This window comes from Pyxidicoccus sp. M15 (genome assembly GCF_056858435.1).
The window spans coordinates 5,941,003-5,956,820 of record NZ_CM166495.1 but is presented as its reverse complement, the minus strand read 5'-3'; the positions used below and the strand labels follow the sequence as shown (position 1 = coordinate 5,956,820).

The window sequence follows — 15,818 nt, the reverse complement described above, 5'->3', positions numbered from 1 at the left end:
CGAAGGCCACTCAGCGCCCATGCCCCACCCGCTCCCGGTCCGGGCCCCCCGTCCGGACGGCCAGGCCGAAGGCCGGGTAGAAGGTGACGCCACCCAGTTGCCGCTCCGCGCCAAAGAGGTTCGGCTTGCAGAGGACATAGCCCCCCGTCAGCTCCGCGAAGAGGTGGACATACCGGTAGCCCAGGGCCAGCCCCACCGTGGAGCCCACGAAGTGGCTGCCCACCGTGGCCGGAAGCGACGCGTCGAAGCCGGACACCGGCTTGCCCTGCTGGGAGTAGTCCACCAGCCGGGCGTCCAGCCGGGTGTGGCTGTAGACGTACTTGGGGGCACCGTAAAGCTTGAAGATGTCCCCGAAGTCCGCGCTGACGTACAGGGGGACCTCCACGTCGTAGCGGCTGAAGTCGCCCATCTGCACCACCTCCAGCACGTCCAACACCGGGCTGGAGAAGAAGTGTCGCGCCGCGCCCACCCCCAGGGCCACGTCGTAGGAGCGCTGCCCCGGCTCCATCCGCCCCCCGTCCGAGTCCCCGCCGTGGAACAGCAGCACCTTGGCGTCCGCCCGCAGGGAGATGCCGCTGTAGCGCAGCCCCACGTCCACCCGGTCCACCACACCCACCCGCACCATCAACTCCGGGTTGGCGCCCGGGGGGGCGACCATCAGCGCCACCCCCGCCGTGAGGAGCTTCTGCTGGGCCTCCTCGGAGAGCGTGTACGGCCGGTCGTCTTCCACCGCGTCCCGGGCCTCCCGGCCCTGGTCCTTGCCGGTGTCCACCACCCGGATGAGGTTGCCCACGGGGAGGAAGACGCCCATGCCCCCCGAGACCTGCACCTGCCCGGGCGCCAGCGTCCGGGCGGTCTGCATGGTGGAAAGCGTGGTGGCACAGCCGGGGGCGAGGGCGAGCGCCAGGGCGAGCAGCGGGACGGGAAGAAGCCTCATGGCGTCCGACGTTAACCCTTCCTGGCGCTCGCGCTTCAATAAGCGGGCCCACGCTGCTAAGGGGGGCCCGTGAGAATCAAACAGAAGCCCGAAGACTTCTCCGTCAAGGAGTCCTACCGTTTCGACGAGGTCGAGACGGGACGCCACCGCGTCTACCTCATGGACAAGCAGAAGCTGTCCACGTTCGACGCCGTGACGCGACTGAGGGACGCCTTCGGCCTCAAGCCCGGCGCCATCAGCTACTGCGGCCTCAAGGACAAGCAGGGCCGCACCGAGCAGATCATCGCCGTGGACGGCGCCGACGTGGACATGCAGGAGCCGGATTTGCGCCTGAAGTACCTGGGCCGCACGGACAAGCCCCTGTCCTCCGCCAACATCACCTCCAACCGCTTCTCCGTCACCGTGCGCTCGCTGAGCCCCCAGTCGCTGGGGCCGCTCAACGTCGCCACCGCCGAGGTCAACCGCCTGGGCGTGGTGAACTACTTCGACAGCCAGCGCTTCGGCTCGCTGAAGCACGGCCAGGGCTTCATCGCCAAGGACCTCATCCGCGGCGACTTCGAGGCGGCCCTGCACAACTTCCTCGCCGCCCCCTCGGAGCTGGACCGCACCGAGGACGCCAAGGTGAAGGCCTTCTGGCGCGACAACTGGGGCCGCTGGGACGCACGCGTCCCCTACGAGGGCACGCGCAAGTACCACCGCATCCTCAAGTCCCTGCGCGACTACCCGAAGGACTTCGTGCGCGCCTTCATGCAGATCGACTCGGACTACCGGGCGATGCTGCTCTTCACGTACCAGAGCTACCTCTGGAACGAGGGCGTGCGGCGCTACCTCCAGCTGCTGCTGCCGCGCGAGCAGCTCTTCCCGATGCGCTACCAGGCCGGCACGCTGCTGTTCCACCGCGACGCCAGCGCGGAGGTGATGCGCACCCTGCGCGAGGCCACCTTCCCCCTGCTCGCCCCCGACTCCACCTTCACGGACCCGAAGGTGGAGGAGGCCATCACCTGGGTGCTGGGCAAGGAGAAGCTCAAGCTCTCCGACTTGCGCATCGAGGAGGAGCCGCGCCGGCTCTACTTCAAGCACGAGGAGCGGCCGCTGCTCGTCTTCCCGCACAAGCTCGTCGTCGGCCGCACGCAGGCGGACGACATCAACCGCGGGGAGGTGAAGGTCAACGTCGCCTTCACCCTGCCGCCGGGCGCGTACGCCACCCTCGTCATCAAGCGCCTCTTCCACTTCGAGTACACCGAGGACACCCCGGAGGTCATCCGCGCCTCCCAGCGCCCGCGCTTCGTGGAGATGGAGCAGGCCGCGAGTGACGGCGAGCGCGAGGAGCGGGGCTCGGCGCCTCGTGGCCGCGCGCGCCCGCCCGCCGGACGTGACGAGCGCCCGGCCCCGCGAGGCGGCCGCGCCTCCGGGGACCGCGAGGAGCGGGGCGCCCGGGGCTCCCCGGACTCCCGCCGCCGGGGCAGCGAGGCCCGCGAGCCGCGCGCCACGGAGGGGCCGTCCCGCCACCGCGACCTGGCCACCCAGAAGCAGGCGGCCGAGGGGCCGAAGGAGGCCCCGGTGCCCGTGGGCTTCCGCGAGCACCAGCGGCAGCGAAAAGCGGCGCGCGAGGTGGCCCGGGCGGAAACGGCCGCCAAGCAAGCGGCCAAGGCCCCGAAATCACGGAAGAAATAGAGATGTCGCGGCCGGACGCAATGGGCGGACGGGCACGCCGTAGACCAAGGCGTGAACGCTCTTGCCCTCGACGACGTGCCCGGGTCGCTCGCCCATGCCATCGGGATGCTGATGGCTGAGGAGGCTCCCCCGCTTCCCTGGAAGGCGGACGTGCAGGCCGCCCGCCGCGGCGACCCGTCCGCTTTCGAGTCCCTGGTGCGCAGCGTGCAGCGCCCGGTGTACGGCCTGGCGCTGCGGCTGCTGCAGCGCGAGGCCGAGGCCGCGGAGGTGGCGCAGGAGGCCTTGCTGCGCGCCTACCAGAACCTCCACCGCTACGACGACTCGCGCCCGTTCGACCTCTGGGTGCTCGCGATTACGCGCAACCTCTGCCTGGACCTGCTCCGCCGCCGCACCAAGGTGAAGACGGAGGAGCTGGAGCCCATGAAGGAGGTGCTCCCCAGCGGCGACGCGTCGCAGCTGGACCGCGCCATCGCCACCGAGGAGCGGCAGTCGCTCGAGGAGGCGATGGCCACCCTGTCCGCCGAGGACCGGGAAGTGCTCGCGCTCTACTACGTCCAGAAGCGCACGACGAAGGAGATCGCCCAGGTCATGGGGTGTGCCCCCGGCACCATCATGGCCCGCCTGTTCCGGGCCCGCGAGAAGCTCCGCAAGAAGATGACCCCCACCCCCGAGGAGGCCGCCCGATGACGCCGCACCTGTGCCCGGACCTGGAGGTCCTCTTCGCGGAGCTGGAGGCAGGTGAAGGCGCCGCCCTGGACCATGCGGCCGAGTGCGCGGCGTGCAGCGCCGTCCTCGAAGAGCACCGGCTGATGGAGCAGGACCTGTACCGGCTGGCGGATCCGCTCCCGCCCCCCACGCTGGTGGCGAGCGTCATGGCCCGCGTGGCCGCCGAGCCCATCCCCCAGCGGCGCGAGGTCTGGTCCGGCGTCGCCATCCTGCTCACCTCGCTGCTGGGGGGGCTGGGCTACCTGTTGATGAACGACCGGGCGCTCGGCCGCTTCGGCACCGGCGTCGCGTCCTTCGTGGTGGAAGGACGGCTCTTCGCCGAGGGCATCCTCAGCGGGGCGCACGCGCTGTGGTCCACGGCGGGGCTCGCGGTCGCCACCACCCTCGCCTTCCTCCTCCTGACGTCCCTGCTGGGCCTGAAGCGACTCGCCGGCACCGTTCCCACCCCCTCCGAAGCCTGAGCGAACCATGAAGATCTCCTCTCGAATCCTTCTTCCCGCTCTGCTCCTCGGCGCTCCCCTCGCGCTCGGCGCGGAGTCCGCCACCGCCCCCCAGGCCGTCAGCGCGCCGGCCGACCGCACCATCGACGTCAGCTTCCGCGGCAGCCTGCGCGACGCGCTGAAGACCATCGCCGACAAGGGCGGCCTCAACCTCGTCGTCACCGGCGACCTGGACACGCCCGCCGAGGTGCACCTGCGCGGCGTCACCGCGAACCAGGCCCTGCGCACCGTGGCCCGCGCCTACTCGCTGCGCCTGGAGCAGGACGGCTCCATCTTCACCCTGCGCCCCATGACGGCGAAGGAGAAGGACGCTGCCGCCTCGGGTGACAGCGCCCCCGCCGCGGCGCCGGCTCCCGCCGAGGCCCCGCAGGCCGCCGCCGCGCCGACGCCGCCCGTCCCGCCGATGCCGCCCACGCCGGCGGAGCCCTCCGAGGAGGAGGCGGAGGACATGCAGGCGGCACAGGAGGAGGCGCAGGCGGCGCGGGAAGAGGCACAGGCGGCGGCGCACGCGGCGCGGGAAGAGGCGCGCGAGCAGATGGATAGGGCCAAGGAGGAGATGCGCAAGACGCGCGATCAGCTGCGGCGCAACCGCCGCGGCGGCCGCGACGTGGTGGCGCGGGGCCAGTCCCTCGAGGTGAAGGAGGGGCAGGACGTCGAGAGCGCGGTGGTGTACGGCGGCAACCTGGTGGTGAAGGGCCACGTGGAGGATGACGCCGTCGCCTTCGGCGGCAACCTGGAGGTCCATGGCCACGTGGAGGGAGACGCGCACGCCTTCGGCGGCAACGTCATCCTCGGGCCGGACGCTCGCGTGGACGGCGACGTGTCCGCCTTCGGAGGCACCGTGGAGCGCGCGGACGGCGCGCAGGTGGACGGCAGCGTGGAGACCTTCGGCGGCGCCGGCATCGGCCGCCTGGTGGCCGGTGAAATCAAGAACGGGATGCGCGAGGCCCGCAACGAGGGCCGGCACTCGCACGACGAAGGGGACGAGGGCGACGAGGACAACGACGGTGGCGGCCTGGCCGGCTTCATCCTCACCTTCGCGGTGCTCTTCGGCCTGGGCTTCCTGGGGCAGATGTTCTTCCCCGCGCGCATGAAGCAGCTGGGCGACGAGGTCCGCCGCAGGCCCGTGCAGACGGGGCTCACCGGCTTCCTCGGCCTGCTGGCCATGGTGCCCCTGACGGTGGTGTTGTGCGTCACCATCATCGGCATCCCCGCGGCGCTGGTGCTCTGGATGGCGGCGCCCCTCGCGGCGGCGCTGGGCTACGCGGCGGTGGCGAGCGAGCTGGGCACGCACCTTCCGCTGCTGCGCGGCCGCAAGACGCAGGCGGTGGTGCTCGCCCTGGGACTGCTGGTGCTGATGGTGGTGGGCGTCATCCCCGTGCTGGGCACCCTCGTCTCCCTCCTCATCGTCCTGATGGCGCTGGGCGCGGTCATCCGCACCCGGTTCGGCTCCAACCGCCCGCGCGGCATGCCCGAGCCCCTCATCAACTCCACCGAGCAGCCCGTGTAACGGGGCCGTGCCGGGCGGCCTGCCCGGCCGCCCACTCCTTCGGGGACCGCTCGCGAGCCCACACGGCCCGTGACGGTCCCCGAGGTGTTTTCAGGGCCCTTGCGCGTACAAGCCCTTAGAGAAGCTCGCACGCTCCATCACCGGCACTGTCGGCTGACGCGCATGGCCATGGTGCGTCATGCACTGAGAGGCTTTGACCCCCCGGGCGCGGTGCGCCATTTTGGGCGCCCCATGCGACGCCTCCCAGACGCACCCCCGCGCGGCAGGGCCATCACCGTGGACCTCGACGGCGAGAGCATCCCCGCCATCGAAGGCGAGCCGGTGGCGTGCTCCCTGGTCGCCGCGGACGAGCCCGTCCTCGCCCGTTCCATCAAATACCACCGGCCCCGGAGCCCGTACTGCTTCGCCGCCGCCTGCTCCCACTGCCTGATGCGGGTGGACGGCATGCCCAACGTCTACACGTGCCGCACGCCGGCCCGGGACGGCATGCGGCTGGAGCGGCAGAACGCGTACCCCTCCGCGAAGGTGGACGTCTTCGAGACCATCGACTGGTTCTTCCCCAAGGGACTGGACCACCACGAGATGTTCGCCGGCGTGCCGGTGGCCGAGCAGGTGATGGCCAAGGTGGCGCGGCAGCTGGCGGGGCTCGGCTTGCTGCCGAAGGAGGAGGGGCCCGTCACCCCTCCGGCCCGCACGCTGCGCACGCGCGTGGCGGTGGTGGGCGGCGGCGCGGCGGGGCTCGGCGCGGCGCGGGTGCTCGCCGACAAGGGCGTGCCCTTCCTCCTCTTCGAGCGGGACGACCACCTGGGCGGGCGCCTGGCCCACGGCGTGCCGGAGCAGGACGGGCCCGCGGTGCAGGAGGCCGCCTCGTTCCCCAAGGGCAGCATCCTCACCCGCGCGACGGTGCTGGGCCTGTATGACGACGAGGCCGGGCGCTACCTCGCGGTGGGCGCGCTGGAGCCGGAAGGCCCGCGGCTGTTGAAGGTCTACGCGGAGCGCTTCCTGCTCGCGCCGGGCGGCCACCCGCCGATGGTGCCCTTCGAGAACAACGATTTGCCCGGCGTGTACGCGGGCCGCGCGGCCAGCCTGCTGCTGCGCCGCTACGACGTGGCGCCGGAGATGGCGGCGCTGGTGGGCTGGGGCGCGGAGCTGCACGCGCTGGCGAAGCTGATGCAGGAGCGCGGCGTGAGGCTGACGGCGGTGGTGGACCTGAAGGGCCCGCCTCCGAAGGACGCCCACCCGCTGGCGGTGCAGGGCTCGGAGCCCAAGGCGCACGGGCTGCGGCGGGTGAGCGCGTTCAGCTACACGCAGGCGGGTGGCGGCAGGAAGAAGGTGTCCTGTGACGCCGTGCTGGTGTCGGTGCCCGTCAGCCCCAGCTTCGAGCTGGCGCGGCAGGGCGGCGCGAAGGTGACGTTCGACGCGGGGCGCGGCCTCTTCGTGGTGGAGGCGGACGCGGACGGGCGCACCCAGGCGACGGACGTGTTCGCCGCCGGGGACCTCACCGGGGGCGGCACCGCGAGGGAAGCGGAGGCCGCCGGCCGCCGCGTGGCCGAGGCGCTGGTGGGAGGGCTGTCATGAGCAAGGCAATGGTCTGTTCGTGCGAGGACGTCACCGTCGACGACGTCAAGCACGCGGTGTCCCGCGGCTTCTGCGACGTGGAGTCGGTGAAGCGCTACACCGGCTTCGGCACCGGCATCTGCCAGGGCAAGAGCTGCCTGGCCGCGGTGGCCTCGCTGCTGGAGCAGGAGAAGGCCCTGAAGCCCGCGGCCGTGGTGCCCTTCACCCCGCGCCCGCCGCTCTACCCCACCGAATTGCGGCTGCTCGCCTCCGCCCCGGTGGACATGTCCGTGCCGCCCGCGGGCGGCGTGCCCCAGGAGGTGGACGCCTTCCCGCCCTCGCTCCGGCCGGAAGGCCCGGTCCCCGAGAAGGCGAAGGTGGTCATCATCGGCGGCGGCATCATGGGCCTCGCGCTGGCGTACAACCTGGCCCTCGCGGGCGAGACGGACGTGGTGGTGCTGGAGCGCGGCTACCTCTGCGCGGGCGCGTCCGGCCGCAACGGCGGCGGCGTGCGCATGCAGTGGGGCACCCCGGCGCTCGTGGAGCTGGCCAAGCGCTCCATTGATTTGATGAAGAGCTTCGCCAGAGACCTCGGCATCAACGTGTGGCTGCGCCAGGGCGGCTACATCTTCCTCGCGAAGACGAAGCCGGTGGCGGAGCGGTTGGATCGCAACGCGGCGCTGCACAACAAGTTCGGCGTGCCCACCCGCATCATCAGCGCGGACGAGGCGCGCGAAATCGTCCCCGGCCTCACCATGAAGGACTGCCTGACGGCGTCCTACAACCCGGAGGACGGCGTCATCTTCCCCTGGCCCTTCCTCTGGGGCTACGCGCAGGGCTGCAAGAAGAAGGGCGTCCGCGTGGAGACGTACACGGACGTCACCGGCTTCGAGACGAGCAACGGCCAGGTGCGCAAGGTGAAGACCACGCGCGGCGACATCGCCTGCGACACCGTGGTGCTGGCCGCGGGCGCGTGGAGCCCGGAAATCGCCAGGATGGTGGGCGTACAGCTGCCCAACGAGCCGCACCGCCACGAAATCCTCAGCACCGAGCCCCTCAAGCCCTTCCTCGGGCCGCTCGTCTCCGTGCTCGACACGGGCCTGTACTTCAGCCAGTCCATGCGCGGAGAGATTGTCGGCGGCATGGGCGACCCGCTGGAGCCCGCGGGCCTCAACATGGGCAGCACGCTGCGCTTCGTGACGCGCTTCGCCCAGGCCCTCATGGAGCAGCTGCCGCAGGTGGGCCACGTGAAGGTGCTGCGCCAGTGGGCCGGCTGCTACGACGTGACGCCGGACAACAACCCGGTGCTGGGCCGCACGCCGGGCCTGGACAACCTGCTCCAGATGTCCGGCTTCGTGGGCCACGGCTTCATGATGGCCCCCGCCGTCGCCGAGCGGATGGCGAAGTGGATGGCCACCGGCGAGTCCGATGAGCTCTTCACCCGCTTCAGCCTGCGCCGCTTCTCCGAGGGCACCCTCGAGCGCGAGGACATGATCATCGGCTGAAAAGCCCCCTGCTCCCCGCTGCCCCTTCCGGGCCGCGCCCCGGGCCCCTCACCGGCCCGGGCCGCGGCCCTGTACTTTTCCGGAGCCTGTCCTGGCCGGCGACAGGACACGGCCCGGGGCTGCCCGGGGAAGAGACACTCCCAGGAAAACAAGCAAACCACGATTATCACTGCGAGTGCGGGCCGCCGACGTGAAGCGCCTTTACGCGCGCAACCGAGTTGCAGGAGCGGCCGCGCACCACTCCGGGGAGCGCTCCCGGGGAGAGACGCGGTGGCACGGGGCGTGCCTGGGCCCACGCCGCGCAATCCCGCGCGAGGAGGTGGTCCGATGTTCGCGAAGAGCGTTCGTGCGTTGTTCCTGGTGGGTGCCCTGTCTGCCTGCGGTACCGAGGCTCCGCCGGATGTTCCGGACGTGGAGGCCCACGAGCCGCTGGCGTCGCAGGAGTCCAACGTCATCGTGGGCACGGTGAACTGGGTGAGCGCCACGTCGCTGTCGGGCACGCAGCGCACGCGCTCGCTGGCGGTGGGCTACCTGTCCATCCCCGCCGTGGGCACCCGCTGCACCGCGTGGCTGGTGTCGCGCGACGTCATCATCACCAACAACCACTGCATCGGCAGCGCGTCGCAGGCGGTAGGCGCGCGCGCGTCCTTCAACTACGAGGACGGCGTCAGCTCCACCAGCCGCATCTATTACAGCTGCGCCACCTTCATCAAGACGTGGTCCACGGACGACATGACGGCGTTGCGCTGCAGCGCGCTCAACGGCCAGCTCCCCGGTGACGTGTACGGCTGGCTGACGGTCTCCAGCACCAACGCGGCCACCAACGCCAGCATCTACGTCGTCCACCAGAACTGCGACTACTACACGACGAGCGGCTGCGCGCCGACGAAGAAGTCCTCGCCGGGCGTGGTGAAGAACGCCAACTACAGCACCACGGACCTGTCCTACGACGCGGACACGCTGGGCGGCTCGTCGGGCTCGCCGGTGCTGTCCTCCTCCACGCACCAGGTGGTGGGCCTGCACCACATCGGCCTGGGCGGCAACTCGTCCGGCCGCGGCACCGCCAACACCGGCGTGAAGGCCACGCGCGTCAAGGCGCGCCTGGCGGAGATTGGCCTCTAGTCACGCCTCACGCCGTCGAGGGCTCGCCGGCCAGCAGCACCGGCCGTTCGTGCCCCAGCCCGGGGGCCTGTGGCGACAGCAGCGACTCGCGCCGCAGGCCCCGCAGTGCCAGCCGCCCCAGGCTCCGCTTGAGCCCGCGCGGCAAGAGCGGCAGCAGCCGCATCACCCACCGGTGGCCGAAGCCCGGGTACACCAGCGGCTCGCCCCGCTCGAAGCCGGCCAGCGCCTCGCGGGCGCACCGCGCCAGGGAGATGCGGAGGAACGGCGCCACCTCGCCCGTGACGTGCTCCGCGCCCTCGTCCCACAGCGGGCCCGGGGCCACGCGGGTGACGGTGATGCCCTGGCCCTCCACCTCCAGCCGCAGCGCCTCGGTGAAGCCGTCCAGGAAGCGCTGCGTGGCGGCGAAGGTGGTGGAGCCGGGCAGGAAGAGCTGCGCGGCGCCCGAGCCGATGTTGAGGACGCCCCCTCGCCCGCGCGCGAGCATGGGCCCGAGCAACCGGTGCGTCAGCAGCGCGGGCACCCACACGTTCGCCTTCAGCATCTCCTCCACGTGCCCCCAGCCCTCGTCGGCATAGAAGCCCCGGGCGGCCACCGCCGCGTTGTTCACCAGCACGTCCACCCGGATGAAGTGCGCCTCCAGCCAGGCCAGCAGCGCATCCACCTCGCGCGGCCGGGCCACGTCGCAGTGCTGGAGCAGCACGCCGAGCGTGGGGTTGTGCGCGAGCAGCTCGTCCCGCAGCGGCTCCAGACGGTCGGCGCGCCGGTCCACGAGCACCAGGGTGCGCACCCGCCGGGAGAGCAGCCGGGAAAGCTCCCGGCCGATTCCTTCCGTCGCGCCGATGATGAGGACGGTACCTTGATCGATGGGAGGAGGAAGCATGGGGGGGTCCTCGGCTTCGTTAAGTTGCCCATGCTGCGCACGGTCTGCGTCGCATGCCTCCCCTCATGCAAAGTCTGCACGCCCGCGCGCCGGCCGGCCGTGCAGGCGCCGGCACGCTTCTTCCAATGAGGGCGCCCAGACCCCAAGTCAGCAAGCGGGGGGCTCCCCCGCAAGGAGAACACCCGATGTCCGCTCCCACCCGCATCCTCGTCCCCGTGGACCTGTCCGAGGGCTCGCGCGCCGTCATCGACTACGCCGTGCAGCTCGCACGTCCCTTCAACGCCGCCGTGCACGTGGTCCACACGTGGGAGCCGCCGCAATACGTGGCGCCTGACCTGCTCGTGGCCGCGCCCGGGTGGAACTCGCTCTCCCTGGAGCAGGTGGCGGTGGAGACGGCCACCAAGGATTTGACGGCGCTCATCCACGCGCTGGAGAAGCCGCCGGTGCCGCTGACGCACAAGGTGCTGGTGGGCGAGGCCGCGTCCACCATCCTCGACCTCGCCGAGCAGGGGAAGTACGACCTCATCATCATGGGCACGCACGGCCGGCGCGGGCTGCCGCGGCTCCTGCTGGGCAGCGTGGCGCAGAAGGTCGTCTCGCGCTCGCACTGCCCGGTGCTGACGCTGCACGTCGCGCCGGAGAAGTAGCCTCCGCTGTGGAAGCGGCCTGTCCGCCGCTCGATGTCCAGCAACAATCCCTCCGGGGGCCGAATGGCTTGTGGTTGGCGAGGGTTCGGGGACAGAGTGGCCGGGAGTCACCCTCCTCGGCCCCAGGAGCCCCACCATGAGCGTGCGCACCCGTAACAACGTGAAGGTCCTCGGCCAGGGGGACCAGGCGATGCTCTTCGCCCACGGCTACGGCTGCGACCAGAACATGTGGCGGTTCATCACCCCGGCATTCCTGAAGGACTACAAGGTCGTCCTGTTCGACCACGTGGGCGCCGGGCGCTCGGACACCACCGCGTACAACCGGGGCCGCCATGGCAGCCTGAAGGGCTACGCGGACGACGTGCTGGAGCTCTGCCGCGAGCTGGAGCTGACCCGGAGCATCTTCGTGGGCCACTCGGTCAGCGCCATGATTGGCGTGCTGGCCGCCGTCGCCGAGCCGGAGCGGTTCGACAAGCTGGTGCTGATTGGCCCCTCGCCCTGCTACATCAACGACGGCGACTACGTGGGCGGCTTCTCCCGGGGAGACATCGACGGGCTGCTCGACTCGCTCGACAGCAACTACCTGGGGTGGTCCAGCGCGATGGCGCCCGTCATCATGGGCAACCCGGACCGGCCGCAGCTGGGGGAGGAGCTGACCAACAGCTTCTGCCGCACGGACCCCGAGATTGCCCGGCACTTCGCGCACGTCACCTTCCTCTCGGACAACCGGGCGGACCTGCCGAAGGTGAAGGCGCGCTCGCTCGTCCTCCAGTGCTCCCAGGACGTGATTGCCCCGGAGGCGGTCGGGCGGTACGTGCACCGGAACATCGCCGACAGCCAGTTCGTGCTGATGAAGGCGACGGGCCACTGCCCGAACCTCAGTGCGCCCGAGGAGACCATCGCGGCGATGAAGCTCTTCCTGTAGACCCGGGCGCGCTTTGGAAAACACGTCCCGCCCCCTGAGCAGCCCGCCGCAGGACCTGCTCGAGGAGAGCGCCGAGGACCTGTACGAGAACGCGCCCTGTGGCTACATCTCCACGCTGCCGGATGGCGTCATCGTCAAGGCCAACCAGACCTTCCTGAACTGGATGGGCTACACGCGCGAGGAGCTGCTGTCGGGCAGGCGCTTCCAGGAGCTGCTGTCCGTGGGCGGGAAGATCTTCCACGAGACGCACTTCGCCCCGCTCGTGCAGATGCAGGGCTTCATCAACGAGGTGCAGCTGGAGCTGGTGACGCGCGCGGGCGTGTCGCTCCCCATGCTGGTCAACACCGTGCAGCGCAAGGACGCCGCCGGGCGGGCCGTGGTCAACCGGACCACCCTCTTCAACATCTCCGACCGGAAGAAGTTCGAGCGGGAGCTGGTGCTGGCGCGCCGCAAGGCGGAGCAGGCCGCGAAGGCGAAGGCGGACTTCCTGTCCATGGTCAGCCACGAAATCCGCACGCCGATGAACGCCATCATCGGCATCGCCAGCCTGATGCAGCGCACGGACCTCTCCGCCCAGCAGCAGAAGTACGTGCGCATCCTGTCGTCGTCCTCCGAGAACCTGCTGGGCCTCATCAACCACATCCTGGACTTCAGCAAGCTGGACGCCGACAAGGCGACGCTGGAGGAGCGCAACTTCGACCTCCGCCAGCTCGTCTACGGCACCATCTTCGCCCTCAACGTGAAGGCCGAGGAGAAGAAGCTCGCCGTCGTCGCGGACATCGACGAGCACGTGCCAGCCTTCGTCCTCGGGGACCCCGTCAAGCTGGGCCAGGTGCTCACCAACCTGGTGGGCAACGCCATCAAGTTCACCGAGCTGGGCGCGGTGACGGTGTCGGTGCGGCTGAAAGAGGCGCTCCAGGACGCGGTGTCGCTCGACTTCGCCGTCACCGACACGGGCATCGGCATCCCGGAAGACAGGCTGGGGCGCATCTTCGAGGAGTTCACCCAGGCCGACTACGACATCGGCATGAAGTACGGAGGCACCGGGCTGGGGCTCGCCATCAGCCGGAAGCTGGTGGAGCTGCACGGCGCGCGGATTGGCGTGAAGAGCACGCCGGGCAAGGGCTCGTCCTTCTACTTCACCCTGCGCCTGAAGCGCGGCTGGGCGGAGTCGGAGCAGGAGGAGTCGCCGGAGAGCCGCGCCAGCACCCTGCCCATCCAGGGCCTGCGCATCCTGGTGGCCGAGGACAACGACATCAACGTGTTCATGCTGTCGCAGTTCCTGAAGAGGTGGGGCGCCGACTTCGACGTCGTCGGAGACGGGCGCCAGGTCGTCCAGCGCGTCCAGGAGGCCGACTACGACCTGGTGCTGATGGACGTGCGGATGCCCGTCATGGACGGCTACGAGGCCACCCGCGCCATCCGGGAGCTGCCCGGAGCCCACGCCTCGCGCATCCCCATCATCGCCGTGACTGCGTCCACCCGCATCGGGCTGGAGCACCGCATGAGCGCCGCCGGCTTCACGGACTTCATCGGCAAGCCCTACAAGCCCTCCGAGCTCGCCGCGCTCATCGTCCGGCATTCCACGTGGAAGCGCGACGCGGCGGGCACGCCCGCAGGGCCGCCGGTGTCCGAGCCCGCGAAGCCGGTGGGGCCGCCGTTCAGCCTGCGGCGGTTCCAGCGGATGCTCGACGACGACCGGCAGGCCATCGTGGAGCTGAGCACCATCACCGCCGGGAGCTGCGAGCAGTACAAGCTCGACTTCCAGCAGGCGCTCCAGACAGGCAACCGGGAGGCCTTCGACTACCAGGCCTACAAGATACGGCCGACGCTGGAGCTGCTCGAGGCGCGCGCCCTGCGCGAGGCCCTGGAGCAGGGCCGGGCCGCGCTGCAAGAGGCGTCAGGCCCGCCGCGCGACGGGGCCTCCGTCCTCCAGGCCATCCACCGCGAGCTGGACGTCCTCATCGCGGCGCTTCGGGACGTGGCGCGCACGGCGTAGCGGCCCCGTGCGCGGGACGCGCGCTCACCGGGGCTGGACCTGGGCGGCGCTGGCTTCGCGGCGGGCCCGGGCGCGCGCGGCGAGCAGCGTGGGCAGGGCCAGCACCGTCATGGCGATGATGACGAGCGTCGCCCCGGCCAGCTCCCGCCCGCCGACACCGGGCAGCCCCACCCATGCGGCGAGCCCCCACGAGGCCACCACGCCGGCCAGCACGCTGGAGGCGCGGTTCACCGGCACGGTGAAGGAGTTCTCCCGGGCGTCCAGGAGGATGAGGCCGCCGAAGATGCCCGTGCCCTGCGACAGCACGCCCACCAGCACCTCCTCCAGCAGGTGGCCGCGCGCGAGCAAGCCGGTGAAGCCCTCGCGCAGCTCCCCGAGGATGCCGTCCCCGCCCACGAGCGCAAGCAGCGCCAGCGTGCCCACCAGCGCGGGCGTGGCCACCATCTGCTCCTCCACGAAGTAGCGGATGGACACGGCGGGGTCTCCGGACTTGGCCAGGTGGCTCATGGCGCGCAGCCGGAAGAAGTAGCCGGTGAGGTACACGCCCACGTCCACCGTGGCCACCAGCGTGAGGGTGCCGCTCACCTCCGTGCCGGTGGCGGCCACCACCGCCCCCAGGCTCAGGGCCAGCGCCACCCACGAGGGCCAGCGCACCCGCCGGCCGCTCAGCACGTCCACCAGCGGCGCGAGGACGAGCACCCCACCCCGCATCAGCAGCATCATGAAGACGATGGACGCGCCCGGCAGGGTGTACGCCAGCGTGGTGGTGCCGATGATGGCCGCCGAGCACAGCCCCGACATCAGCGTCCACCGCCCCGGCACCGGCACCCGCAGGCCGAGCACCTCGCGGTGCCCCGCGTACCGCCACCACCCCTTGAGGGTGAGGAAGAGGAACATGCCCACCAGCGAGGCGGTGGTGCTCACCGGCAGCAGCGTGAAGCCGGAGATGCCATGCGTCATGCCGGGCAGCGAGCCGCCGGACAGGGCCTTGGTGAGCGCGCTGTACGGGGCATACGCCGCGAAGTAGCCGAAGGCGTACGCCCAGATGGTCAGGTCATGCGAGTCATCGTGCGGCGTGGCGGCCAGGGGTTACCTCCGGGAGTGGAATCAGGACGCTGCAAGGAGCGCGCCCCCGCACCATCCCACGTTGTCACGGTCCGCACCCGCCTCACCGCGCGCAGGAACTGCGTCCTCCTGCAATCAGGTTGAGACAGGCCCGTAGGGAGGAGGTCCCTGAAATTCAGGAGCCGTCCATGCGCCTGTCGTCCCTCCCCGCCCTGGCCCTCACCTTCACCCTCGCCGCCCCCGCCTTCGCGGCGGATGACGCCGGGAAGAAGCCCAACGACTGGAAGGTGGTGTGCGCCAACAACTCCAAGGACGGCAGCCGCGCCGTCCAGGGCACCGACCTGGTCATCGAGGCCGGGGAGAAGGTGAAGGACGCCGTCGCCGTGGAGGGCAACGTCATCATCCGCAAGGGCGCCGTGGTGGAGGACGCCATCGCCATCCGCGGCCGCGTCATCCTGGAGGCGGGCGCGCACGTGAAGGGCGACGCGGTGTCACTGGGCGGCGAGGTCCGCGTCAAGGACGGCGCCCGCGTCGACGGGGACGCCGTGGCGCTGGGCGGCCGGCTCAACCTCGACAAGGAAGGCTCCGTCGCGGGCGACAAGGTCAGCCTGTCCTTCGAGATTGGCGGCAAGGACGTGGTGCGCGGCCTCATCGAAGAGGCCCTCGACGAGGACATGCGCTGCCACATCATCGACAACGACGACAAGGACGTCTGAGTCCCCTGCTCCGGGGACGTCTGAGTCCCCTGCTCCGGGGACGCCTGAGTCCCCT

The 15,818-nt window shown here is 71.0% G+C and carries 14 protein-coding genes; 11 read left to right on the top strand and 3 right to left on the bottom strand.

Translation table 11 applies throughout. The features are described from left to right. Nucleotides 1-10: 10 nt before the first annotated feature. Nucleotides 11-937 carry a type II toxin-antitoxin system TacA family antitoxin gene (locus ACX9TP_RS22405; protein ID WP_482981765.1) on the bottom strand — a complete coding sequence of 309 codons (927 nt, stop codon included), beginning with the start codon at nt 935-937 and terminating at the stop codon, nt 11-13. 69 nt (nt 938-1,006) lie between these two features. On the opposite strand from ACX9TP_RS22405, the gene truD reads away from it, so the two are divergent. The 7 genes from truD to ACX9TP_RS22370 all read left to right on the top strand — a co-directional run bounded on the left by truD (nt 1,007) and on the right by ACX9TP_RS22370 (nt 9,531). Further along, complete coding sequence (gene truD, locus ACX9TP_RS22400) at nt 1,007-2,611, top strand: tRNA pseudouridine(13) synthase TruD (RefSeq protein WP_482981764.1); 1,605 nt, start codon at nt 1,007-1,009, stop codon at nt 2,609-2,611. Nucleotides 2,612-2,722: 111 nt separating this feature from the next. Further along, nucleotides 2,723-3,298: an RNA polymerase sigma factor gene (locus ACX9TP_RS22395; protein ID WP_482982206.1), complete on the top strand. Its 576-nt coding sequence runs from the start codon at nt 2,723-2,725 to the stop codon at nt 3,296-3,298. Further along, nucleotides 3,295-3,798, top strand: a complete 504-nt coding sequence (locus ACX9TP_RS22390; RefSeq protein WP_482981763.1) for an anti-sigma factor — start codon at nt 3,295-3,297, stop codon at nt 3,796-3,798. Before ACX9TP_RS22395 ends, ACX9TP_RS22390 begins: the two co-directional genes overlap by 4 nt. A 7-nt stretch (nt 3,799-3,805) precedes the next feature. Further along, nucleotides 3,806-5,347 (top strand): DUF8173 domain-containing protein, encoded by a 1,542-nt coding sequence (locus ACX9TP_RS22385; protein ID WP_482981762.1) that lies wholly within the window; start codon nt 3,806-3,808, stop codon nt 5,345-5,347. Between the two features lie 231 nt (nt 5,348-5,578). Next, a complete protein-coding gene (locus tag ACX9TP_RS22380; RefSeq protein ID WP_482981761.1) occupies nt 5,579-6,925 on the top strand; it encodes a 2Fe-2S iron-sulfur cluster-binding protein in 1,347 nt (448 codons plus the stop codon). After that, complete coding sequence (locus ACX9TP_RS22375) at nt 6,922-8,409, top strand: FAD-dependent oxidoreductase (protein ID WP_482981760.1); 1,488 nt, start codon at nt 6,922-6,924, stop codon at nt 8,407-8,409. Before ACX9TP_RS22380 ends, ACX9TP_RS22375 begins: the two co-directional genes overlap by 4 nt. 327 nt (nt 8,410-8,736) lie before the next feature. Further along, entirely contained in the window at nt 8,737-9,531 is a 795-nt protein-coding gene (locus ACX9TP_RS22370; protein ID WP_482981759.1) for a trypsin-like serine peptidase, read from the top strand. A 7-nt stretch (nt 9,532-9,538) separates the two neighbouring features. Here the strand turns inward: ACX9TP_RS22370 and ACX9TP_RS22365 are convergent, their stop codons facing one another. Beyond that, nucleotides 9,539-10,411, bottom strand: coding sequence for an SDR family NAD(P)-dependent oxidoreductase (locus ACX9TP_RS22365; RefSeq protein ID WP_482981758.1), 873 nt, complete (start codon nt 10,409-10,411; stop codon nt 9,539-9,541). Nucleotides 10,412-10,596: 185 nt separating this feature from the next. On the opposite strand from ACX9TP_RS22365, the gene ACX9TP_RS22360 reads away from it, so the two are divergent. The 3 genes from ACX9TP_RS22360 to ACX9TP_RS22350 all read left to right on the top strand — a co-directional run bounded on the left by ACX9TP_RS22360 (nt 10,597) and on the right by ACX9TP_RS22350 (nt 13,982). Next, nucleotides 10,597-11,058: a universal stress protein gene (locus tag ACX9TP_RS22360; protein ID WP_482981757.1), complete on the top strand. Its 462-nt coding sequence runs from the start codon at nt 10,597-10,599 to the stop codon at nt 11,056-11,058. Between the two features lie 136 nt (nt 11,059-11,194). Next, nucleotides 11,195-11,983 carry an alpha/beta fold hydrolase gene (locus ACX9TP_RS22355; RefSeq protein WP_482981756.1) on the top strand — a complete coding sequence of 263 codons (789 nt, stop codon included), beginning with the start codon at nt 11,195-11,197 and terminating at the stop codon, nt 11,981-11,983. Between the two features lie 13 nt (nt 11,984-11,996). Beyond that, nucleotides 11,997-13,982 carry an ATP-binding protein gene (locus ACX9TP_RS22350; protein WP_482981755.1) on the top strand — a complete coding sequence of 662 codons (1,986 nt, stop codon included), beginning with the start codon at nt 11,997-11,999 and terminating at the stop codon, nt 13,980-13,982. A 24-nt stretch (nt 13,983-14,006) separates the two neighbouring features. Here the strand turns inward: ACX9TP_RS22350 and ACX9TP_RS22345 are convergent, their stop codons facing one another. Continuing rightward, entirely contained in the window at nt 14,007-14,942 is a 936-nt protein-coding gene (locus ACX9TP_RS22345; protein ID WP_482981754.1) for a hypothetical protein, read from the bottom strand. A 293-nt stretch (nt 14,943-15,235) separates the two neighbouring features. On the opposite strand from ACX9TP_RS22345, the gene ACX9TP_RS22340 reads away from it, so the two are divergent. Further along, entirely contained in the window at nt 15,236-15,763 is a 528-nt protein-coding gene (locus ACX9TP_RS22340) for a hypothetical protein (protein ID WP_482981753.1), read from the top strand. The last annotated feature ends 55 nt before the right edge of the window (nt 15,764-15,818 follow it).